The sequence below is a fragment of the Paenibacillus sp. FSL W7-1332 genome, assembly GCF_037969785.1.
Lineage (GTDB): Bacteria > Bacillota > Bacilli > Paenibacillales > Paenibacillaceae > Paenibacillus_AQ.
The window spans coordinates 2,227,903-2,250,200 of the sequence record NZ_CP150209.1 but is presented as its reverse complement, the minus strand read 5'-3'; the positions used below and the strand labels follow the sequence as shown (position 1 = coordinate 2,250,200).

Sequence of the window (22,298 nt, the reverse complement as noted above, 5' to 3'; positions counted from 1 at the left end):
TAGTAGGGGCTTATCCACCCCCCTACTTAAAGGTTATGCACCGCCTCTTTAAAAATGCGTCCTCGATCCTCGAAGGAAGGAAACATGTCCCAGCTCGCACATGCGGGAGATAGTAGAACAATATCCCCGCTCTGTGCGAGCCCGGCAGCCTTCTGGACAGCCGAGGTCAAAGTCGCGGCGGCGTCCTTCCCATTATCGACGAGGAAGATGTCCTTTAATCCGGCTTTGGCAGCAGCCTTCGCGATTTTCTCCTTCGTTTCGCCAAGAAGCACGACGGCTTTCACCCGTCCTTGCAAGGAAGGAATCAATTCCTCATAATCCGACCCGCGGTCAAGCCCGCCTGCGATTAATATGATAGGCTCCTTGAACGAAGTCAATGCCATGTGCGTCGCCTTGGAGTTCGTTGCCTTCGAGTTATTGTAATAGGATACGCCCTGAAGCTCGGCAACGTATTCCAGGCGATGCTCAACACCGCGGAAGCTGGATAAAGCTTCTTCCAGCTTATCGGGGGCAACGCCGGCCGCTATGGCGATCGCACAGGCAGCCAATGCATTCCCTACATTAAATCTTCCGGGCAGTCCGATGTTCTCCACACGGATGATCTCATGCGTAAACCCTTCGCCATCTGTATAAATCAGCGTACGCCCCTGATCGTCGTCGTCCGAGTCCTGGGTACCGGCAACATATGGCGGCATTACGTGAACCCCTTCACGAAGGCTCTCACTCATCGAAAAAGGCACGATGCGCGCCTTGATATACGGAACAAGGTTTCTGCACACGGGATCATCCCAATTGAGCACAGCGGTATCATCTGCAGTCTGGTTGGCGAACAGCTTGGCTTTGGATGCAACATAATCATCCATCCCGCCATGGTAATCAAGATGCGTTTCCGCAATGTTGAGAAGGCAGGCAATACGCGGCCTGAACTCCTCTGTTCCTTTTAACTGAAAACTGCTCAGCTCAACGACCATCCAATTGTTTTCAGTTGCTTCTGCTGCAGCCTCGGATAGAGGCGTGCCGATATTACCGGCTACAATCGGGGATAGACCCGCTTTTTCCAGCAGCTTGCCTACCCAGGTTGTCGTCGTTGTTTTGCCATTCGAGCCTGTGATGCCGATGATCGGTGCTTCACACAGGTGATAGGCGATTTCAACTTCGGTCACGACAGGAATCTTAAGCTCCAGCGCCTTTTGAACAGGCGGGGCGGAATACGGAATTCCGGGATTTTTGACAAGAAGCGTTACACCGGGATGAATAAGATCATCGGGATGTCCACCGCAAATAACAGAAATACCCAAAGCCTCGAGCTCCGAAGCTTCAGGACACTGTTCTCTTTCCTTTCTGTCGTTCACAATGACGGAGGCTCCGGCTTGATGCAGCACTTTAGCTACCTGTACTCCGCTTTTGGCCAGTCCCAGTACGACGATATGCTTATCCCGATAATCTTCTAGCTGCTTCATATGTTACAACCCCTTGTTGATATAAAGTCCGAGTCCCGCAAGTATCAGTCCCACGGCCCAAAATGTAAACACGACGCGCCACTCCGACCACCCGGATAATTCATAATGGTGATGGATCGGGCTCATTTTGAATATTCGCTTGCCTCTGGTTTTGAAGGAAACCACCTGAAGCACAACGGATAACATTTCTATGACGAATACCCCGCCAATAATGAGGAACAGCAGCTCGCTCTTGGTTACGATCGCTATGGCGCCAATAGCGCCCCCGATTCCTAAAGACCCTGTATCTCCCATGAACACTTTAGCAGGGTGAGCGTTAAATACCAGAAAACCGAGTACCGCACCGATCATCGCCGCTGCGCAGAATGCCGCCGCGAACGACGTAGACTGGATCGCCACAATGGCATAAGCGCCAAAGGCAATCGCACTGACACCGGACAGCAGACCGTCCACTCCATCGGTAAAATTGACCGCATTGGTGACCGCAAGCATCATGACTACGATAAACGGATAATAGAACCACGGCCCCCAATCAAAGGACCAATCCATTCCTGGAACGCTTATCGCCGTGCTATGGCCGTTGGAGATCAACAGCCAGCACATAATGCCGGAAAACAGAAGCTGTCCAAACAGCTTCTGCCTGGCCGTGAGTCCTAATGATCTGCGAAATACGATCTTAATATAGTCGTCAAGAAAGCCGATCAAACCGAAACCGAGCGTCGCTACGATCATCACATAGAAATCAGTATCGACAGGAGAAAATTTAATATAAGTCAGTGTAAAAGCAAGCAGAATCACAACGCCGCCCATCGTTGGCGTTCCGGCTTTTTTCAAGTGGCTCTGCGGACCGTCGTTCCTAACCTGCTGGCCGAACTTCATCCGCCGCAGCAGCGGAATGAGCAGCGGAGCCGATATCACCGCAAGCACAAACGCTACACCGATTGTTAATAACAGCAATTGAAAGTCCATCAGCTCACCCCCTCACTCCGTTGTTGCCGCCAGGCAGCGCCTTTAACGCGTCAACTACGTGTTCCAGCCTCATGCCGCGCGAGGCTTTCACCAATACGATATCCTTCTCCGTTACCCGCTCCAGCAAGGCTTCGATCAGTTTTTCTTTATCCGTAAACGGAAGCACTGCTCCTTCAGGAAAGCGGTCTTTCGCTTTCATAGCCGTGTGAAGAGACAATGGGCCGAAGGTGAACACAAGATCCGTGTTGTCCGGAGATAAGTAATCTCCAATCTCGGCATGGAATTCTTCTTCACGCTGACCAAGTTCCAGCATGTCCCCGAGAACGGCAATTCGCCGGTGGTAGCCTTTCATATCACCAAGCACGTCCAATGCCGCCTTGACCGCGGTAGGACTCGAATTATAAGCATCGTTCAGCACGGTGACCCCGAACGCAGTCTCCACGGCTTCGATCCGCATGCTCGACAGTTTTAGATTGGCAAACCCGCTGCGAATAGCTTCATCGCCGATTCCCAAATGGGCTGCTACAGCCATCGCCGCAAGCGCGTTGACTACGTTATGACGCCCGAGAAGCGGCAAGCTAAAGCCTTCGCCCGCATGCCGGTTCGAAGTGAAGATGATTCCTCTTGCATGGAACATAAGTCCCGTCGGATAATCGTCATTGGTTTCTTGATTGCCAAACGTAAATGTTCGAAGCCCTTCTGGCTTCACCGTAGTTTCTTCAGCAAGCACCTGGCGGATCAACGGTTCGTCCCCATGGTAGATCAGCAAGCCGCCCGGCTTCATGCCGCTAATAATTTCAAGCTTGGCGCGGGCGATTTCTTCGCGCGAACCGAGCTGAAGCAGATGCGCTTCCCCCACGTTGGTAATCACCGTCATATCCGGATGAGCAATGTTCGAAAGGAGTTCAATCTCGTGACGTCCGCTCATGCCCATCTCAAGCACGATAATATCGGTGTCTTCCTTCATCGCGAGGACGGTTAACGGAAGACCGATATGATTGTTGTAATTGCCTTGCGTCTTGTGAACGTTAAACGTGGTTTCAAGCAGTGCGGACACCATGTCCTTCACGGTGGTTTTGCCGTTGCTGCCGGTTATGCCCACCACCTTGGCGCTGCTCTCGGACAAATAGGCCGCCGCAAGCGTCTGGAGCGCCGTTAACGTATCCTCCACGAGAATGAGCGGCAGATCGGGAATCGGTTGATGATCTCTCTGCCAGAGCACTGCGCCGGCTCCGCTGGCGAGCACGCTCTCCGCGAACGCATGCCCGTCAAATTTCTCGCCAACAATCGGAACAAACAAATTTCCCGGCTGTATGGTTCGGGAGTCGGTACCGACCCCTTGAATGATAATATTGTCATCTTGGTTACGTGAGAGCGTCCCGCCGCACATGTCGGCGATGCTCTTTAATGATTTATGGATCACTATTGTCTGCCCCTTATCGCGTCTTTGGCTACGATGCGGTCGTCAAAATCTAGCACTTCGCCCGCAATCAGCTGGTAGGTCTCATGACCTTTCCCCGCAATCAATACTACATCGCCCGGGCTTGCCATTTCAATAGCCTTTTCAATCGCTTTCCGGCGATCAACGATGAGTTTGTAGCTTTCTGTTGACACCCCGTCCTCAATCAAGCCGGCTTCGATATCCTTCAGGATCAAATCCGGATCTTCCGTGCGGGGATTATCGGAAGTCACCAATACAACATCGCTATATTTCGCAGCAATTTTACCCATGATCGGCCGTTTGGTCCGATCCCGGTCGCCGCCGCAGCCGAATACCGTAAGCACTCGGCCCTCAGCGAATTCATTAACGGTACGCAGTACATTTTCGAGTCCGTCCGGCGTGTGCGCATAATCAACGATCACGGCGTACGGCTGACCTTCATCCACGACCTCAACGCGGCCGTCAACGCCGGGCACGGACTCCAGGCTGTTCTTGATATCCTCGAGAGGGATTCCCTCAAGAAGCGCGGCAGCGATCGCGGCCATGGCATTATACACGTTGAATTTCCCTACCATTCGAATCGCAATATCCGCACTGCCGCGGAAGGTATCCACATGGAACGAGGTGCCTTGAGCGGTGATTGAGATGTTGCTTGCCCGTATATCCGCATCTTCTCCCAAACCATAGGTAATCACTTCCGCCGCCGTCTGCTTCGCAAAATAAGCCGAAGCCTCATCATCCGCATTCAGGACGGCATATTTGCGTGATGGTTCATCCTTGGCAAAAGCGTTGCCCAGCCGGGAGAAAAATAACCCTTTTGCCCCGCGATATTCTTCCATCGTATGATGGTAGTCCAGATGATCCTGCGTCAGGTTTGTGAATATAGCCGTTCGGAAGTCCGTTCCCTTTACCCGCCCCTGTTCGAGCGCATGCGAGGATACCTCCATCACGCAGCACTCGGTGCCTGCGTTCGCCATATCGTTCAAGTAACGCTGGAGCTCCAGCGCCTCTGGCGTCGTTCTTGGCATCGGGAAGGACTGACCATCGTATTTCATCTGAATCGTGCCGATCAATCCGGTCTTCAAACCGTAATCATTCATGATCGTCTCGATCAAATACGTTGTCGTAGTCTTGCCGTTCGTTCCGGTTACGCCAATCATCTTCATGCGGGAGCTCGGCTGATTATAAAAGGCGTTCGCCAAACCCGCCATCGCAAAGCGGCTGTCCCTCACGATGACTTGCGGAAGGTCGACCTCAAGCTTTCGCTCAACAACCAATGCCGCAGCGCCTTGGTCAGCGGCCTGGGCAGCAAACTGGTGTCCATCTACCGTATGGCCCGGCAGACAAATGAACAAATCCCCCGCTTTCACTTGTCTTGAGTCTGTTTCAATCCCCGTGATTTCAACTTCTCCGGATCCTTCGATAACAGCAGCCGCCAATACGGATGATAATTGCTTCAATTTCATTGTTATCCCTCTCTCTATATATCTGCATCATCCGCCCTCGCTCCCGAATCGGATGATGCCTTAATGTTCGTGCTTGGTTCCCTCGGGGTCTTCACCCATATAGATCCGAATGGTAGACCCTCGCTCTACCCGACTTCCCGGCTTCGGCGCCTGGGAAATCACTGTGTTGCCGGTCCCGGACTTGGCCAGCATGAAATTCATATTCAGATCCTCATACAGATCCTGAACCGTAGCTCCGACCAGGTTCGGTACAGTCACGGTTGGTGTCTCACCATACTTGTATTCACGGGCAAGCTGGTCTTTACGCGGCGGAACATTCATATAATGCAGCGCATCCTCCAGGATATTCTGCACGATCGGAGCAGCCACGACGCCACCGAATTGAATGCCCTTCGGATTATCTACCGCCGTGTACACCACAATTTCAGGATCATCGGCAGGCGCGAATCCGATGAACGATACGATATGCTCGGTCGATGAGTACCGGCCGTTAATAACCTTCTGGGCGGTTCCCGTCTTCCCTCCGACTCGATAGCCGTCGATGAAGGCAGGGCGCCCGGTCCCCTTAGCAACGACGCTCTCGAGTGCCTCGCGGACTTGCTTGGATGTTTCCTCCGAGATCACTTGTCTGACAAGCTCCGGCTTGATTTCCTCGACCGTCTCTCCCGTTTCTGGATTGACCCACGCCTTGGCCACATGCGGCTTAAACAATTTGCCGCCGTTAATGGCGGCAGACACTGCAGCAACCTGCTGGATCGGCGTAACCGATACCCCTTGCCCAAATGCCGTTGTCGCCAGCTCAACAGGACCGACATTGTCGAGTTTGAACAGGATCCCATTCTCTTCCCCATTCAAATCGATGCCCGTCTTTGCCCCGAAGCCAAAATCGCGGATATACTGAAACAGGCTTTCCTTGCCCAGCTTCTGACCTAACGCGACGAAGCCCGGGTTGCAGGAGTTCTGAACAACCTCCATGAAGGTCTGACTGCCATGGCCGCCTTTTTTCCAGCAGCGCAGTCTCGCTCCACCGACCTCTACCGCCCCACTGTCAAAGAAGTGGTCGTTCTTCAGGTCAACCTTGTCCTCTTCAAGGGCAGCGGCAAGCGTAATAATCTTGAATGTCGATCCTGGTTCATAGGTCATCCAGATCGGCAGGTTGCGGTTGTACGTCTCGGCTGAAAACTCCTGGTAATTGGCAGGAGAATACCCTGGCCTGCTGGCCATTGCCAAAATCTCGCCTGTCTTGGGATTCATGGCGATCGACCAAGCCCCATTCGCCTGATACTTCACCATCGCTTGATCAAGCTCCCGCTCCATTATGGACTGAATCGATTTATCGATCGTCAGCTCCAGATTCAGACCGTCGCGGGGCTCTACGTATTTCTCCGAGGAGCCCGGCATGATTCTTCCGCCCGCATCGGACAGATAGGATATTCCGCCTTCGAAGCCCTTCAGCTTGTCGTCATGCATGGCTTCCAGCCCGGTGAGTCCCTGGCTGTAGGCTCCCGTGAACCCCAAAATATGGGCTGCGAGATCGCCATAGGGATAATACCGTTTGTTATCCTCAGCAACAACGATACCCGGCAGCTTCAAATCACGAATTTCCTGAGCCAGCTCCATCGTAATTTTTCGTCCACCGGGATTTATCCGTTCCAATCTCGAACGTTTCGTAATGATTTTCTTGATATCGGCTTTGTCCATGCTGATCAGCCCGGACAACGTCTCGGCTGTATGGTCCGGATCTTTGATTTGTACAGGAATCGCCCAAATGGTCGGTGTCGTTATATTCGTAACCAATGCGGTTCCGTTACGATCCAAAATTTCACCACGCTGTGCCGCAAACGGAATGTCGCGGCGCCAGAGATCCTCCGCCTTCGCCGACAGCTCCGCGCCTTTCCCAATCTGCACATAAGCCAGTCTGATAATCAGTGCTGAGAACAGCAGGAGCAGCAGCAGCAGGCTCCAGAGCAGCCTTCTCCGCTGCGATACCTTGGATACTTTCACCTAAGCTTCCCTCCCTGTTTGAACCCGAAAGCTCATGATATGCGTTCTTCACATGAGTATTCGGGACAAACCCGGGTTAGAACAAGCTATTCCCCTTCGGTCTTGCCTGTTGCTTCTGTTTCCTCATCGTTGGATTCATCACCACTGGATTCCTCGCTGCCATCGGATGATGTTTCATCAGAGCCGCTGCTTCCCGTGATTAACTCTTGAGCCGATTTCAGCGTTAACTGCACAATTCGCTGGCCATTCTCCTTGGCTTCCAATTGCGAAACAACGTAGCCTTCACCCTGAACATTAACCTTTACTTTCATCAAGGTGAGCACTTCCATGGCGTCCCTAAGCGATTCACCCTCTAAATTCGGGATTTTCATCGTTGGACTATCCTCTGTAAGAAGATAAATCCGTTGTCCTGCACTAATGATCGCATTGGCAGGCGGGTATTGCTCCTTCACCGTATTTCCGTTGCCCAAGGTCTCAAACGCCACGCCATCCTTCAACAGCTTGGCTTTTACGTCACTCAGCTTCAACCCCGTAAAATCCGGTGCCTTCAGGGAATCCTTCAGCGATGTTACTGAATTCGTTTTTTCTTTATCCTGCTTTACATTCGATTTGGGAACGCCCCAATAATTCAATGTCTTGGATACGATCTCTTTAAATATAGGTGCCGCCAACGTACCGCCGCCCTTTTCAACGTTAGGTTCATCGATAATGACCAGCACGGCTATCTTCGGATTCTCGACGGGAGCGTACCCGATGAATGAAACGACTTGTTTCGTACGGTCTTTATATCCGCCGCCGGATTTTATAGCGGTACCGGTTTTGCCCGCAACCCGGTAGCCGTCGATATATGCAAGCCTTCCTGTACCATTTACCTGGTCAGCTACAACTTGCTCAAGGTAAGTCCCTGTCTCTCTTGCGGCCTCAGGAGATATGACCTGGCGCACGACTTTCGGTTCGATTTTCTCAACCTTGCCCGTGTTGGGGTCCTCGATCTGCTTGACCATATGAGGCTGCATGAGCTTGCCTCCGTTGGCAACGGCTGAAATGGCCGCAATCTGTTGAATAGGCGTTACGGATACGGCGTATCCGTAGGTCATGGTTGAAATATCGGAGTCATAAGTCATATTTAAGGTACCGAGAATCTCCCCCGGAAGATCAATGTCCGTTTTCTGCGTAAACCCAAAATCCCGAATATAGTTGGTAAATCGTTCCTTGCCGAGCATTTCGTAACCCAATTTTACAAATGCCACGTTACTCGACCTTTTCACGCCTTCGAGGTAGGTAATAGGGCCCCAGCCTACGCTGTTAATGTCCCGGTGGGTTCTTCCACCCGCTCTTATGGATCCGGATTGATAAATCGCACCCGGGCTAAACAGCTTTTCCTGCACTGCGCTGGCCAGCGTAACAATTTTGAAAGTTGATCCCGGCTCATAGATGGACCGCACGGCATGATTGATAAAATTCTTTTGATTCCATTTCGAATATGTATTGGGATCAAAAGTCGGCATATTGGCCATTCCCAGTATTTCCATCGTGTTCGGATCCGCTGCGATTACCGTCATACTGATTGGTTTATATTGGTTATACGTGTCGCGCATCGCTTCCTCGATATAATACTGGATTGTATCGTCTGTCGTCAGTACTAAATTATTCCCATTTATTGCAGGCTGGTATAAATCGTCTTCACTCGGGAGCTTGACCCCTTTCTTATCACTCTTGTAAGAAGCGAATCCATCGGTTCCCTTCAGCTTGTCGTCATAAAATTGCTCAATGCCCCCGATACCCTTGCCCTGGCGATCGGTATATCCCAAGATATGTGCAGCCACTGTCTTTTGTGGATAAAATCGTTTTGACTCTCGCTGAAAGCCGATGCCCGAATCGGGAACTTTACCGGTTGCCTTTAATTTTTTATTCAAGCTTTCACTAAACGCTTTAACCTCTTCCATCTTCTCCTGGTCAATCTTCCATCCCTCGCTGCGGACTTCGCGGCCCTTGAGGTATTCGCCCTTATCGTCTTTAGCTTTAACCAGTTCACGGAGTTCGTCCTCATCCTTGTCGAGAATCTCATGCAGTCCTTTTACGACCTCATTCTCCATGCCATTAGCCTGAATGACCGCAGGATTCACAATAACTGTAAAGGCAGGCGCATCCATGGCAAGAATATCGCCGTCCCGATCCGTGATCGTTCCTCGCGTGGCTGGAAGATCCTGTTTACGCGACCATTTCGATAAAGCTTGTTCCTTCCAGAAGTCGTTATCGATCACCTGCAGCCAAAACACCCGACCAATCAATAAAGCAAAAAAGAGGGTTATACATCCCCCTATTAGCACGGTACGCAGTTTGATTTTTTTTATCATCGGTCAAAACCTCACACTTCAATCATTTTGTCCCGAGTCCGAATTCTGTGTCTCGGATGACCCCGAGACCGGTGATAGATGGATCGTATTATTGTTATCAATAGGGACATAGCCCAGCTCTTTGGCCTTGTCCAATATTTGCGTCTCCAGTGTTTGCTTCTCAACCTGAAGCTGATTAATATCTCGTTTCGCTTGGAGTATGTCGTTCTCCGTCGACTGGATCTGCCGGTTCAAGTCATAGGAATGAACATGACTCATGCCAATGACGCCCATGACGGCAACCACAAATACCACGGATAACAAATACAGCAGCTTTTCTTTTTGCGGAAGCTGGGAACGACGTTTGACGACTTTTGTCTTCTCGAGATAAGCGGACTGCTGCGTTTCCTTCTGTCTCTCCTGTACGGCTAAATTGCCGCGCGTGTAAGCCATGGCTGATTCTCCTTCTTCAGGGATTTTATGTTTCTACAGTTTCTCCGCAATCCGCAGCTTCGCCGAACGCGCCCTTGGATTACTCTCAATCTCTTCCGCAGAGGGGATAAGCGGTTTACGGTTCACCAACTTCAGCTCACCTTGGCCACCTCCGCATACACACATCGGAAAATCTGGAGGGCATGTACACTTGGGAATGTAACTGTTAAAAATCTGTTTGCATATCCGGTCTTCGAGCGAGTGAAACGAGATGACCGACACTCTTCCTCCCGGTGCAAGACATCGCACTGCTTGGTGAAGCGCGTCTTTGAATGCGCCAAGCTCATCATTTACCGCTATACGAAACGCTTGAAAGCTTCGTTTGGCCGGGTGGCCGCCTGTTCTACGAGCTGCGGCCGGAATCCCTTCCTTAATCATCTCGACAAGCTCGCCGGTTGTCTGAATAGGGCTCTGTGCCCTTCTTTCAACAATGACCTTGGCAATCCGCCTTGAAAATTTCTCTTCACCGTATTCATACAATATTCGCGCAATTTCCTGTTCCGGCCATTCGTTTACAATCTTGGCTGCGGTAAGCTCGGCGGATTGATCCATCCGCATATCCAGCGGGGCATCATGATTGTAACTAAACCCTCTCTCCCCTTCATCGAACTGCGGAGAAGATACGCCCAAATCGAACAGTATACCGTCAACTTGCGGCTGCCCGTTCTCGTCAACCTCCACTTCGTTACGGAGCACTTCCTCCAAATCACGAAAATTGGTTTTGACGAGCGTGATCCGGTCCACATACGGCTTCATGACTTCCCGGGCGTTATTCAAAGCCCAATCGTCCTGATCCAATGCGATTAACCGACCATTCGAACTTAGTTGGGAAGCAATCAGCGAGCTGTGCCCTGCTCCCCCGAGCGTACAGTCAACATATATACCGTCTGGTTTGATGCGCAGCCCTTCTGTCGCTTCTTGCTTAAGCACTGTGATGTGATGGAACAAAGCTGCAGCCCTCCATTGTGTCTCATTCATGATTTTAAGTGTAACTTGTCCATTTCAATACGATGTTCCTAGCTGGTTATAAATCAAAATCAAAATCTACCAGCTTCTCAGCAATGTCATTGAATGCTTCCTCCGATTGCTGATAGTAATTCTGCCACTGCTCCTTGCTCCAGATCTCCACTCGGCTCGATACGCCGATGACGACGCATTCCTTCTCGAGCTTGGCGAACTCGCGCAAATTGCCCGGCAAATTTACCCTTCCCTGTTTATCCCACTCACATTCCGTCGCCCCGGAGAAAAAAAACCGGGTGAATGCGCGTGCATCCGACTTCATGAGCGGCAGGGATTTGAGCTTCTGTTCCATGATGGCCCATTCATCTTTGGGGTATACAAAGAGGCAATTGTCCAATCCGCGGGTTACGATAAACGAGGTGCCCAGGAGGTCGCGAAACTTAGCAGGGATAATGATTCTCCCCTTATCGTCGATGCTATGTTGAAACTCCCCCATGAACATCAGGCACTCCACCCCTTAACCCCGATTCCCCACTTTGCACCACTTTCCACCACTTTAGGATAATAGATTCGGCGTCAAGAATCAAATACCTTCTATCGAGCATTTGTTTTTTTGGAACTTTCTCTCAGAACATTCGCACAAAAAACCTCCTTTCATCCCGCATGGGGATGGAAAGGAGGTTTGCAAATGATCTAAGGCTGCTGCTGTTTAGTGCTGAGCCCAGCTGTCCAAGTAAGACTTCTGCTCAGCGCTCAGGCTGTCGATTGTAATACCTAGACTTTCCAGTTTATACAAGGCAACCTGTTCATCCAATTCGTAAGGAACATTTACAACGCGGTTACCGATGTTCTTGTAGTGATCATTCACATGTTTGAGCGACAGTGCCTGGAGCGCAAACGTCATATCCATAATTTCCGCCGGATGTCCGTCACCTGCCGCCAGATTCACCAAACGGCCTTCGGCAAGCAAATAAATCTTACGGCCATCTTTCAGGTGATATTCTTCGATATTGCGCCGAACCGTCCGAACCGATTGAGACCGTTCTGACAAATCCGGTTTATTGACTTCCACATCGAAGTGACCGGCATTGGATAAAATGGCACCGTCCTTCATGACATCAAAGTCTTCCCCGCTGATGACATCGCGGTTACCCGTGACGGTTACAAAGAAGTCTCCCAATTTGGCCGCTTCGCGCATTGGCATGACGCGGAAGCCGTCCATATAAGCCTCAACGGCCTTAATCGCATCAATCTCGGTCACAATAACGTTGGCACCAAGACCTTTGGCACGCATGGCCACGCCCTTGCCGCACCAGCCATACCCTACGACAACAACCGTCTTGCCTGCAACCACCAGGTTGGTCGTCCGGTTAATTCCGTCCCAGACCGATTGTCCGGTACCGTAACGGTTATCAAACAAGTATTTGCAGTATGCATCATTCACGGCAACCATCGGAAATTTGAGAGAGCCTTCTTTCTCCAAAGATTTCAGTCGCAGGATGCCTGTCGTTGTCTCTTCCGCTCCGCCCCGAATTCCTTCAAGCAGATCGGTACGCTCGGAGTGCAGGATCGTAACGAGATCCCCGCCGTCGTCGATGATCAGATCCGGTCTGGTCTCCAGTGTTGAAATGAGATGCTGCTTGTATTCCTTAGGATCCGGGTTATACTTGGCAAACACCGTGATCCCGTCTTCTACCAATGCGGCACATACATCATCTTGAGTTGACAGCGGATTACTTCCCGTAATCGTCACTTCAGCTCCGCCGGCCTGAATGACTTTCGCCAGATAAGCGGTCTTGGCTTCCAGATGCAAGGAGATGGCGACTTTCAACCCTTTGAATGGCTGTTCTTTCTCGAATTGTTCACGCACCCGGTTCAATACCGGCATATGCGCCTTCACCCAATCAATTTTCAAATGACCTTCCGGTGCCAGTTTCAAGTCGGTAATATTGCTGGTTTGTATGGATGATGAGCTCATTTAACGGCCTCCTATGATCTGATGTTTGAATTCCTGATCGTTATACGTAAACGACCCTGTGAATGCCCGAAGCAGCGTATGGGATTTCCATCAGGCGATCCACCAGATTCAATCCATAACGATTCATGTATTCCAGGATATTGTATACCCTCTCCTGAGGTTTCGCTTCCGGCAACAACGTCTGTTCAATGCGCTTCCACTGTGCCAGTGCGGCCTCATGCTGCTGTTCCAAGGCATTCCGGGATTTACTTAACAGGTAATCCATCTGCTCCAATATTTTATCTTTATTGGTTAGACCTAATTTTAACAGTCCACTTTGCATTTTGCCAAGATCTTCTATTAAAGGCTGATATAATGCTTCAAATTGTTCCCGGGTTTGACTGAATCGTGCTTCCAAATTCAGCTCGTCCTTGCTGGCAAGCCAAGCCTCACGCTTCTCAGACAAGTGAAGCTGGACATCCTCGAAGGACAATCCGTATTTCTCCATCAGCTTATGGACAGTTCCATCTACGATGGAGAATGACATTCTTGGGATGATCAGCGGCATCTGCAAACCCAAGTCGGAGAATGCATAACGCGTAATCGCCCAATAGGAAATCTCGCCTGGACCGAGTATCGTCCCGAGCACGGGCAGCAGTGAATCCTGCATGATTGGACGGGTCAACACATTGTTGCTGAAGCGTTCAGGGTGCTGATGCAAATCCCGAAGCAGTTCATCTTCCGTCAGCGAAACGATGCCTTTCCGGTCTGAGAATACACGTCCTTCTCGGTAAAGCAACAAGCGTCTGCCTTCATGCAAGTAGAACAAGTTAGCCCCATTCTCGGATACATCAGCCTGGACTTCATAACCCTGACCCGCGATATCCCTCGCAGCCTGCTGGTACGAAAGTCCCATTTGTTCACTGCGGGTAATCAATGATTCGAATATGGGTACTTCCAACGCCCGAAGTCCCGGGTCTGCCGAATCCAGGAGGATCAGCCCATATTTGCCGAACAGATAGCTGATCAGTTTAGCGAATGCCTCGCTGAGCCCGGCCGAACCGTTCAGCGATTCCCTCGCCATCTTCAGCAGATCCGCCTTATATTCGCTGTCTGCCAATTGAGTCTGAAGCTCTGCCAGCATCGAATTCCAATCTTCCTCAGCAACGTCAGTATAACTAACTGACGTCCTGAGTCCGTCCTTGGCATCAAGCTTGATCTTGGAAAGCTGCAGATCCTGATTCAGGAAGTACGTATGATTCACTTCATCCCAATCATGATCCTCCCCGGCGATCCAAAATACAGGCACGACAGGACGTTTCAAGCGCTCTTCCGCCTCGCGGGCCGCTTGAATAACGGTAATTGCTTTATATATGACAAGCAGAGGTCCAGTGAACAAACCGCTTTGTTGTCCACCAACCATCGTAACCGTTCCTGGCCGCTCCAGAAGTTGGAGTGATTTATGTACAGCGGGATGATCATTGTGTTTCTTATTGTACGTCCGAAGACAATCCACCAGCGCTTTACGCTGAATTCGCTTGTCTTCAGAAAGATCCAGCCATTGTACCCGCTCTGCAAAGCTGTGCTCGCCGCGGTAATCTTCACCGTAGAACCCGCTTACCCGGTCGAAATGATGAATATAATCCTGAGCGAGACGCGAAGCGAGGGATAATGGTTCCGGAACGATATTCATGAGGTATGCCTCCTATTCTACGTCGCAACCAAATCTAGATTGTGCTTAAATTTAATTTCTTCTATATTATTTTGCCTTTCTTGATTGTACCGAATGTTGGCATTCTGCGTCAAAGGAAAAGAATAAGCCGCCGGCACGATGCCAGCGGCTATTCTTGAAGCTGCTTCCTCATACTGAGGTCCGTTTATTCAAGCGTAGGCTTTTGCAACCCAGTGTCCTTTGGACACTTCAACCAATTCCGAATCCTTCACGTCCAGTTGAACCGTTCCGTCTTCGCCTTTGGCAGCTGAAATCGGCCCCTGCATATCGTCTTCCAGCTTGAGCCGCTTTTTGTTTGCCTCAATTTCCGGATCCGGAATCGGAATCGCGGACAACAAGGTTTTGGTATATGGATGGATCGGATTTGCATACAGCTCTTCACTGTCTGCCAGCTCCACCATTTTACCCAAATACATAACCGCTACCCGGTCACTGATATGCTTAACCATGGACAGGTCATGCGCAATGAAGAGATAGGTCAGGCCAAGTCGGTCCTGCAAATCTTTAAGCAGGTTAACAACCTGCGCCTGAATCGAAACGTCGAGCGCCGAGATCGGCTCATCACAGATGATAAATTTAGGGTTCACCGCGAGAGCACGGGCAATCCCGATCCGTTGACGCTGACCGCCCGAGAATTCATGAGGGTAGCGCGTCGAGTGGTCACTATTCAAGCCGACCATATCCAGCAGCTCCTCAATCCGCTTCTTGCGTTCGGCGCGGCTGCCGGCCATACCGTGAATATCCAGAGCTTCCCCGATAATATCCGACACTGTGAATCTTGGGTTCAGCGAGGCATACGGATCCTGGAAGATCATCTGCATATCGCGGCGCATCGCCTTCATTTTGCCCGGAGACAGCTTGTAAATATCCGTTCCGTTAAAATTAACGCTGCCGGCCGTAGGCTCATAAAGGCGGAGAATCGTCCGTCCTGCAGTGGATTTACCGCAACCCGACTCTCCCACCATACCAAGCGTTTCGCCTTCACGAATAAAGAAATTCAGATCGTCAACCGCTTTAAGAACCTGGCCTTTGCCCACGTTAAAATACTTCTTCAGGCCTTTTACCTCAATCAAGTGGTTATCCTTCATGAACCTTGGGCCTCCTTCGCCATCGGATGCAGATTCCAGCAGCGCGCCGTGTGCGTGTCGCTGAATTCCGTTGCGCCTGGATCCACCCGTTCACAAATTCGCATAGCTTCGTCACAGCGAGCAGCGAACGGACAGCCTACAGGTGGTTTAATCAGATCCGGCGGTGTTCCGATAATCGGAATGAGCGGTTCGTCTTTCTTCTGATCCAGACGCGGCATGGAACGAAGCAACCCTTTGGTGTAAGGATGCTGCGGATTTTTGAAAATCTCCCATTTCGTTCCCGTTTCCACCACTTCACCTGCATACATGACGATGACACGGTCACACATGCCGGCAACAACGCCGAGGTCATGCGTGATCAGAATGATCGATGTGCCCAAACGTTCCTGCATTTCCTTCATAACGTCCATAATCTGTGCCTGAATGGTCACGTCGAGTGCCGTTGTCGGTTCGTCCGCAATCAGCAGGGTCGGCTTACATGCAAGCGCAATGGCGATCATTGCACGCTGACGCATACCGCCGGAGAACTCATGCGGATACTGATTGAAGCGCTCCTCCGCATTTTTGATACCCACCAGCTTCAGCATTTCTATAGCGTGTTTTTTGGCTTCGGCGAAAGACATTCCCTGGTGCTTGATCAGCACCTCTGTGATTTGTTTGCCTATTCTAATGGTCGGATTCAGCGATGTCATCGGATCCTGAAAGATCATTCCAATATCCTTGCCGCGAATCGCTTCCATTTGTTTATTCGTTTTTTTGAGAAGGTCCTGTCCTTGGAAAATGACCTCACCCTTTTTTATTTCTGAGGGCGGGGACGGAATCAATCGCATAATGGTCTGGGCGGTAACACTTTTACCGCTTCCGGACTCACCGACGATGGCAACCGTCTCCCCCTTGCCGACTTCAAAATTCATGCCGCGGACTGCCTTTACTTCACCGCCGCGAACACGAAACGATACGTTGAGGTCCTTTACCTGCAAGATCGGTTCCATACCTTCCCACCTCCTATTTTTTCAATTTCGGATCAAGCGCATCACGCAATCCATCACCGAAAATGTTAAATGCTAACATCGTCAAGCTGATAAATAGAGCAGGGAACAACATCCGCCATGGATAGTACATCCATCCGGACAGGGCATCATTAATCATGGAGCCCCATGAAGCAACCGGTGCTTGAACGCCAAGACCCAGGAAGCTCAGGAATGCCTCGGCAAAGATCGCGCTTGGAACCGACAGGGTCAAGGTAACGATAATCGGACCCATCGCATTCGGAATCAAATGCCGGAACAACAGGCGCGCGGTTCCAGCTCCCATCGAACGTGAGGCGAGGACATATTCTCTGCTCTTCAGCTGCATAATCTCGCCCCGCACAATCCAGGACATGTTAATCCACCCGGTGATGGTTAAGGCGAGTATGATCGTTCCTAAACTTGGTTCGAATACAACCAGCAACAAAATCGTAACGAGCAGATACGGAATGGAATACAAAATTTCTGCAAACTTATTCATGAACTCATCGACACGGCCACCGAAATAACCCATGATGCCGCCATATATTACACCAATCATCAAGTCAATCGCAGCAGCTGCAAGACCAACGGTCAAGGATATCCGAGCTCCCATCCAGGTACGAACAAAAACGTCGCGGCCCAGATCGTCGGTTCCAAACCAATGTTCTGATGAAGGCGGCATATTCGTATTCATCAAATCATTCGTTTCATAATCATAGTTCGAGATCATCGGGCCGATAATGGCCATGATGACAATCAAGATCATAATAACCAAGCCCGTCATAGCAAGCTTGTTCTTGCGCAATCTTTCCCAGGAATCTCTCCAGGAGGACAAACTTTCACGCTGTATTACCTCGGATTGTTTCTCATCAGGACCAATTTTCTGAAAATCTTCAGGCTTTAAGTTTAGTGCCGCAGGATGAGGCATACTTTGTTCTTTCTCCATGTCTACCTCTCCTTTCCGCCGGTCAATTTAATGCGTGGATCCACAAATACATATACGATATCTGTAACGAAACGCGCCAGCATCAGCAAGATGCCGTAGAATATGGTAATCCCCATAATGACTGTATAATCGCGGTTTGTGATACTTTCAACAAACTGTTTGCCAATGCCGCCAATGCCGAAGATCTGTTCAATAACGACCGAACCGGTAATGATGTTCGCTGTCATTGGCCCGACGTACGTTACGACTGGCAAGATGCCGTTACGGATGACGTGACGGAACATAATGGCGAACCAGTTGAGACCCTTGGCCTTCGCCGTCTTGATATAATCCGAATGCAGCACTTCCAGCATGCTGGATCGCGTTAATCGTGCGATAAACGCAATCGGTTGAGCTGACAGGGCCATAACAGGGAGCACGTAGTCGAGCGGACCTTCAAAGCCCATAACATTGAAAATGCCCGCTTTCTCTGCGAGAACGTATTGCAACAATGATGCAAGCACGAAACTCGGTACTGCGATGCCGAGAACCGAGATGATCATGGCGATGTTGTCAATCAGCTTGCGGTGATACAGAGCTGCAAGCATCCCTAGCAGGACACCCACGATAACGGATACTACGATCGCGATAAGACCCAATCGGAGTGAAGGGCCAAATGTGTCAACAATAATATCCGTGACGGACTGTCCCTGTTTCTTCATAGACAAACCAAAGTCACCTTGAACGATATTGCCCAAGTATTTCGTATATTGCTGAAATACCGGTTTATCTAAATCATACTGCTCCATCAGCCTCGCCAAAATTTCAGGCGATGGCTTTTTCTCTCCCATAAACGGATCGCCCGGTATGGCTTTCATAAGAAAAAAAGTGGCTGAGATCAGTATGAACAACGATACAAGCATATAAAAAAACTTACTCGCCACATACCTCAGCATTTCGCTAGCCTCCTGATCAGTTGTTCTAAACCAAGCCGTCTATATAATTGTATTATTCTAGAACGGAACTGGCATCCCTTAACTTTCACCAACGGACACAAGATTTGGAAACCTTGCGCTCATACAAAAAAATCGGGATATATATGAGGTTTAAATGCCCCACATATATATCCCGAACCGTAACCTTTTATAAATGGTTTTACAAAAGACTACTCAATATATGCACGTGTGAAATCGATATCACCCTTATAATCCAGATGCAGATTCTTCACCCATGGTTTAACCAAGGACACGCTGGAGTAATAGTAGATCGGCATTACAACTTGGTTTTCTTCAACGAGAATTTTCTCAGCTTTGGACATCAGCTCCATGCGTTTAGCGTTATCGCTAGTTGCATAAGCATCCTTCACAAGTTTGTCATATTCTTCGTTCTTGAAGCCAGTATCGTTGTTACCACCGTTGGATGTCCACATATCGATATAAGTCATCGGGTCGTTATAATCTGCTCCCCAACCGGAACGGGCAACTTGATAGTTCAAATCCGTACGGTTCTTCAGGAATACGCCCCACTCTTGGTTTTGTACCTTCACAGTAACACCGAGGTTATTCTTCCACATATCTGCGATAGCAAGCGCAATTTTCTTGTGGTTGTCATCGGAGTTATGGATCAGAGTAACTTCCGGCAATGTGGTATAGCCTTTTTCCTTCATACCTTGCTCGAGCAGTTTCTTAGCTTCTTCAAGATTTTCATCGAAGTAAGTATCCGGCACCTCTTTACGGTACTCGTCGGACTCACCTTTGATACCAGGAGGAACAAAACCGTGTGCAGGAAGTTGTCCACCTTGCGTGATTTTCTCTACGATCGCCTGACGATCAATCGCCATGGCAAATGCTTTACGGATGTTCACGTTGTCAAATGGTTCTTCTGTTGTGTTAAAGATATAGAAATACGTTGATGAAATCCCTTTGATCATCAGTTCATCGCCCAATTCCTTCTTGATCGCATTGAGCTGATCCGTCGGAATGTTTCCTGTTGGATGTCCTGCATAATCCAATTCATCGTTACGATAGCTTGAAAGTTCAGTTGCCGAGCTGTTCACGATACTCATTTGAACTTTTTCAAGTTTGATTCCATCCTTGTCCCAATATTGGTCGTTCTTCACAAGCTCGATCTTTTGACCTTTGGTCATTTGTGAAACTTTGAACGGACCATTACCGATCAATGTTTCCGGTTTCGTTGCCCAAGAAGCATTACCTTCAACAGAGCTGTGAATCGGGAAGTAGGTTTGGAATGACATCAAGCTGAGGAAGTATGGCGTTGGGTTTGCCAGCGTAACTTCGAGCGTATAGTCATCGGTTGCTTTTACGCCGACTTCATTGGCGTCTTTGATCTCTCCAAGATTGTAAGCTTCAGCGTTTTTGATGTAATAGAGCTGATACGCATATGGTGATGCAGGAGTAAAGTTCGGATCAAGTACGCGTTTCCATGCATACTCAAAATCTTTGGCTGTTACTGAATCGCCGTTACTCCATTTGGCATCTTTGCGAAGGGTGAAGACATATTTCAATCCATCTTCAGAAATATCCCATTTTTCGGCTACGCCAGGCTCTTCAGAGCCATCTGCACCCTTGCGAACCAAACCTTCAAATACAGCACTGATTACCGTATTCGACGTGTTATCCTGAGCCAAGCCCGGATCCAATGTAGGAGGGTCGGAAGCAAGGTTCATACGGAAGACTTGCTCTTTAGGCTTGTCCGCCGTTCCGCCGTTATTAGCGCCTTCGTTCTTGTCAGCTCCACACGCTGCCAAAACCGAGCTGAAAGCAAGAATTAGCGTCATGAGAAGCAGTAATTTCTTTTGTTTCTTCATCTTGCGGTATCCCCCTCATAGATTTTAGGTATATGCTTATCGATTATACAACCAGTGGTCAAAAAAATCCAGAAATCAATAAATTGAAAAATCTGCCTGACCCAGAGATCAAACAGATTTATCATATAATACTAGTTATTAGATTGTACTTACATCATCTTAATTATGTAGGAGAGGAGACCAAAAAATGTAAAAACCACATAACCAAAACTCATGCTGACAAAACCCAGACGCCACACGGCGCGCAGCAGCCTCTTACCGTTAACCTTGCCTTTCCAGCGGTTCTGCGCACTGCCGATCAGCCCCGCTGCAATGAGCAGCATGAGGAGAATGAGATAGAACCCGAATTTGGACTGGAATGTATTATTAAACAAGGCGGAGACGGAAAACAGCATGAAAAATGTGGTTACATCCATGGCCAGCTCCAGCGCTTGCTTTCGATTTTTATTTCTTTGCAAGACAATGAAATACACCAGTAAAAACGGAATGAACGGAAAAAGACTTAATGTGTGAAACAGCCCCTGCAAAAAACCCATGCTAAAGACCCCCTATGTATTCATCCCCTCGATGAGCTGTGTGATCAGCTCGTGTTTTGGCACAGAAATGCCATATTTTTGACCCAAACGGACAATGCTACCGTTAATCCAGGCAACCTCCGTCGTTCTGCCGTCCATTACATCCTTAAGCATGGAAGACGTGTTACCTGAAGTCGATTGGCAGACGGATAGGATCCATTCCCAAAGCCCGCTTCCATAAGGAATTCCAGCCGCTTCATATACGGCGATCCCTTCATTATATAACTGCTCCATAAGCCTGACTCGTTCTGGGGAAGTTAACAGCTCTCCATTAGGAATCCGCCACAATGCTGTCAAAGGATTAATGACCGCGTTGATCAGCAGTTTACGATTAATCATCTCATCCATTTCATTCGACAAAAAAGCTTCAAATCCTGCTCTATTCAGCTGTTTAACAAGCTTAATTTCATGATCATCCTGAGAGAAGGCATCTAATGAGCTCCCGGCAGGTTTCATTTTGCCGATTGTCGTCGTTCCGTGACCGGCGTGCAAAACGGAGACGCTGCTTGTACGCTTGGCCCCTTCCGTCGTAATGGCGGCGTAGAGCGTCCACATCGGCAGCAGGTCCTGAAGCCGCTCCATATGGCCTGTACCGTTCTGAAAACATAGGAGTCTGCGGTGATCTTGCCCAAATAGAGCCAGCATCTCCGTTGCCATCTCTTCGATCCCTTGCTGCTTCAGCATGAGGAAAAGATAATCCGCATCGGCCCCGCCACCCGACTCGGCAAAGGATGACCATGAGCTGACCGAGAAAGCATGGGCGTCAACGACCTGGTGCCGGCCCGGCTCCTCGATGGTTATGCCGGAAGCCCGAAGCTTGTCCGCCTGCTCCTCGCTTCGACACCATAGCGTGACACGGCAGCCTGAATCCGCAAGTTTTCCCGCATATAACAGCCCCAATGAGCCGGCTCCGATAATATGGATATTCATGATAATCCCCCATTATTGTAATCAACCACAAAGTACTAGTCCTAGTATATATCAGAATAATCTCCTATACGCACAAATAACCCGCCAAGCGCATGAAATGCACTAATGCGGGTTACGGCTGGAGCA

Annotated in this window: 18 protein-coding genes; all 18 read right to left on the bottom strand. The window is 49.6% G+C overall.

The features are described from left to right. Positions 1 to 26: 26 nt before the first annotated feature. Positions 27 to 1,460, bottom strand: a complete 1,434-nt coding sequence (murD, locus tag MKX98_RS09770) for a UDP-N-acetylmuramoyl-L-alanine--D-glutamate ligase (RefSeq protein WP_339222803.1) — start codon at positions 1,458 to 1,460, stop codon at positions 27 to 29. 3 nt (positions 1,461 to 1,463) lie between these two features. Then, positions 1,464 to 2,429: a phospho-N-acetylmuramoyl-pentapeptide-transferase gene (gene mraY, locus MKX98_RS09765; protein WP_339222802.1), complete on the bottom strand. Its 966-nt coding sequence runs from the start codon at positions 2,427 to 2,429 to the stop codon at positions 1,464 to 1,466. 4 nt (positions 2,430 to 2,433) lie between these two features. After that, positions 2,434 to 3,852: a UDP-N-acetylmuramoyl-tripeptide--D-alanyl-D-alanine ligase gene (gene murF, locus MKX98_RS09760; RefSeq protein ID WP_339222800.1), complete on the bottom strand. Its 1,419-nt coding sequence runs from the start codon at positions 3,850 to 3,852 to the stop codon at positions 2,434 to 2,436. After that, entirely contained in the window at positions 3,852 to 5,336 is a 1,485-nt protein-coding gene (locus tag MKX98_RS09755; protein WP_220686037.1) for a UDP-N-acetylmuramoyl-L-alanyl-D-glutamate--2,6-diaminopimelate ligase, read from the bottom strand. The genes murF and MKX98_RS09755 overlap by 1 nt, the downstream gene beginning before the upstream one ends. A gap of 60 nt (positions 5,337 to 5,396) precedes the next feature. Next, positions 5,397 to 7,340, bottom strand: a complete 1,944-nt coding sequence (locus MKX98_RS09750) for a stage V sporulation protein D (protein ID WP_194541664.1) — start codon at positions 7,338 to 7,340, stop codon at positions 5,397 to 5,399. Between the two features lie 86 nt (positions 7,341 to 7,426). Beyond that, the gene (locus tag MKX98_RS09745) at positions 7,427 to 9,697 is read right to left on the bottom strand and encodes a penicillin-binding transpeptidase domain-containing protein (RefSeq protein ID WP_339222797.1); all 2,271 of its coding nucleotides are present in this window, start codon (positions 9,695 to 9,697) and stop codon (positions 7,427 to 7,429) included. Positions 9,698 to 9,715: 18 nt separating this feature from the next. After that, complete coding sequence (locus tag MKX98_RS09740) at positions 9,716 to 10,129, bottom strand: cell division protein FtsL (protein WP_220686039.1); 414 nt, start codon at positions 10,127 to 10,129, stop codon at positions 9,716 to 9,718. 33 nt (positions 10,130 to 10,162) lie between these two features. Then, positions 10,163 to 11,116 carry a 16S rRNA (cytosine(1402)-N(4))-methyltransferase RsmH gene (gene rsmH, locus MKX98_RS09735; RefSeq protein ID WP_339224386.1) on the bottom strand — a complete coding sequence of 318 codons (954 nt, stop codon included), beginning with the start codon at positions 11,114 to 11,116 and terminating at the stop codon, positions 10,163 to 10,165. A gap of 76 nt (positions 11,117 to 11,192) precedes the next feature. After that, positions 11,193 to 11,630, bottom strand: coding sequence for a division/cell wall cluster transcriptional repressor MraZ (mraZ, locus tag MKX98_RS09730; protein ID WP_009590832.1), 438 nt, complete (start codon positions 11,628 to 11,630; stop codon positions 11,193 to 11,195). 207 nt (positions 11,631 to 11,837) lie between these two features. Then, on the bottom strand, positions 11,838 to 13,106 hold the full coding sequence (locus tag MKX98_RS09725) for an adenosylhomocysteinase (protein WP_220686040.1): 1,269 nt from the start codon (positions 13,104 to 13,106) through the stop codon (positions 11,838 to 11,840). A 40-nt stretch (positions 13,107 to 13,146) separates the two neighbouring features. After that, positions 13,147 to 14,778, bottom strand: coding sequence for a bacillithiol biosynthesis cysteine-adding enzyme BshC (gene bshC / locus MKX98_RS09720; protein ID WP_339222792.1), 1,632 nt, complete (start codon positions 14,776 to 14,778; stop codon positions 13,147 to 13,149). 188 nt (positions 14,779 to 14,966) lie between these two features. Then, positions 14,967 to 15,905 carry an ATP-binding cassette domain-containing protein gene (locus tag MKX98_RS09715; protein WP_071222975.1) on the bottom strand — a complete coding sequence of 313 codons (939 nt, stop codon included), beginning with the start codon at positions 15,903 to 15,905 and terminating at the stop codon, positions 14,967 to 14,969. Further along, positions 15,902 to 16,897, bottom strand: a complete 996-nt coding sequence (locus tag MKX98_RS09710; protein WP_194541660.1) for an ABC transporter ATP-binding protein — start codon at positions 16,895 to 16,897, stop codon at positions 15,902 to 15,904. Before MKX98_RS09710 ends, MKX98_RS09715 begins: the two co-directional genes overlap by 4 nt. Positions 16,898 to 16,910: 13 nt before the next feature. Continuing rightward, positions 16,911 to 17,861, bottom strand: coding sequence for an ABC transporter permease (locus MKX98_RS09705; protein WP_071222973.1), 951 nt, complete (start codon positions 17,859 to 17,861; stop codon positions 16,911 to 16,913). 2 nt (positions 17,862 to 17,863) lie between these two features. Continuing rightward, positions 17,864 to 18,796 carry an ABC transporter permease gene (locus tag MKX98_RS09700; RefSeq protein WP_071222972.1) on the bottom strand — a complete coding sequence of 311 codons (933 nt, stop codon included), beginning with the start codon at positions 18,794 to 18,796 and terminating at the stop codon, positions 17,864 to 17,866. Positions 18,797 to 19,005: 209 nt separating this feature from the next. Further along, entirely contained in the window at positions 19,006 to 20,667 is a 1,662-nt protein-coding gene (locus tag MKX98_RS09695) for a peptide ABC transporter substrate-binding protein (RefSeq protein ID WP_194541659.1), read from the bottom strand. A gap of 149 nt (positions 20,668 to 20,816) precedes the next feature. After that, the gene (locus MKX98_RS09690) at positions 20,817 to 21,203 is read right to left on the bottom strand and encodes a DUF3397 domain-containing protein (protein WP_339222788.1); all 387 of its coding nucleotides are present in this window, start codon (positions 21,201 to 21,203) and stop codon (positions 20,817 to 20,819) included. A 12-nt stretch (positions 21,204 to 21,215) separates the two neighbouring features. Continuing rightward, positions 21,216 to 22,172: a 2-dehydropantoate 2-reductase gene (locus MKX98_RS09685; protein ID WP_339222786.1), complete on the bottom strand. Its 957-nt coding sequence runs from the start codon at positions 22,170 to 22,172 to the stop codon at positions 21,216 to 21,218. Positions 22,173 to 22,298 lie beyond the last annotated feature (126 nt).

Bases quoted from the DNA above. Each gene is read 5' to 3' on its own strand.
- MKX98_RS09690 (WP_339222788.1), bottom strand. From the start codon at position 21,203: ATGGGTTTTTTGCAGGGGCTGTTTCACACATTAAGTCTTTTTCCGTTC.
- MKX98_RS09705 (WP_071222973.1), bottom strand. From the start codon at position 17,861: ATGGAGAAAGAACAAAGTATGCCTCATCCTGCGGCACTAAACTTAAAG.
- MKX98_RS09700 (WP_071222972.1), bottom strand. From the start codon at position 18,796: ATGCTGAGGTATGTGGCGAGTAAGTTTTTTTATATGCTTGTATCGTTG.
- murD (WP_339222803.1), bottom strand. From the start codon at position 1,460: ATGAAGCAGCTAGAAGATTATCGGGATAAGCATATCGTCGTACTGGGA.
- MKX98_RS09685 (WP_339222786.1), bottom strand. From the start codon at position 22,172: ATGAATATCCATATTATCGGAGCCGGCTCATTGGGGCTGTTATATGCG.
- MKX98_RS09695 (WP_194541659.1), bottom strand. From the start codon at position 20,667: ATGAAGAAACAAAAGAAATTACTGCTTCTCATGACGCTAATTCTTGCT.
- MKX98_RS09710 (WP_194541660.1), bottom strand. From the start codon at position 16,897: ATGGAACCGATCTTGCAGGTAAAGGACCTCAACGTATCGTTTCGTGTT.
- MKX98_RS09740 (WP_220686039.1), bottom strand. From the start codon at position 10,129: ATGGCTTACACGCGCGGCAATTTAGCCGTACAGGAGAGACAGAAGGAA.
- MKX98_RS09755 (WP_220686037.1), bottom strand. From the start codon at position 5,336: ATGAAATTGAAGCAATTATCATCCGTATTGGCGGCTGCTGTTATCGAA.
- MKX98_RS09725 (WP_220686040.1), bottom strand. From the start codon at position 13,106: ATGAGCTCATCATCCATACAAACCAGCAATATTACCGACTTGAAACTG.
- mraZ (WP_009590832.1), bottom strand. From the start codon at position 11,630: ATGTTCATGGGGGAGTTTCAACATAGCATCGACGATAAGGGGAGAATC.
- MKX98_RS09745 (WP_339222797.1), bottom strand. From the start codon at position 9,697: ATGATAAAAAAAATCAAACTGCGTACCGTGCTAATAGGGGGATGTATA.
- MKX98_RS09715 (WP_071222975.1), bottom strand. From the start codon at position 15,905: ATGAAGGATAACCACTTGATTGAGGTAAAAGGCCTGAAGAAGTATTTT.
- mraY (WP_339222802.1), bottom strand. From the start codon at position 2,429: ATGGACTTTCAATTGCTGTTATTAACAATCGGTGTAGCGTTTGTGCTT.
- bshC (WP_339222792.1), bottom strand. From the start codon at position 14,778: ATGAATATCGTTCCGGAACCATTATCCCTCGCTTCGCGTCTCGCTCAG.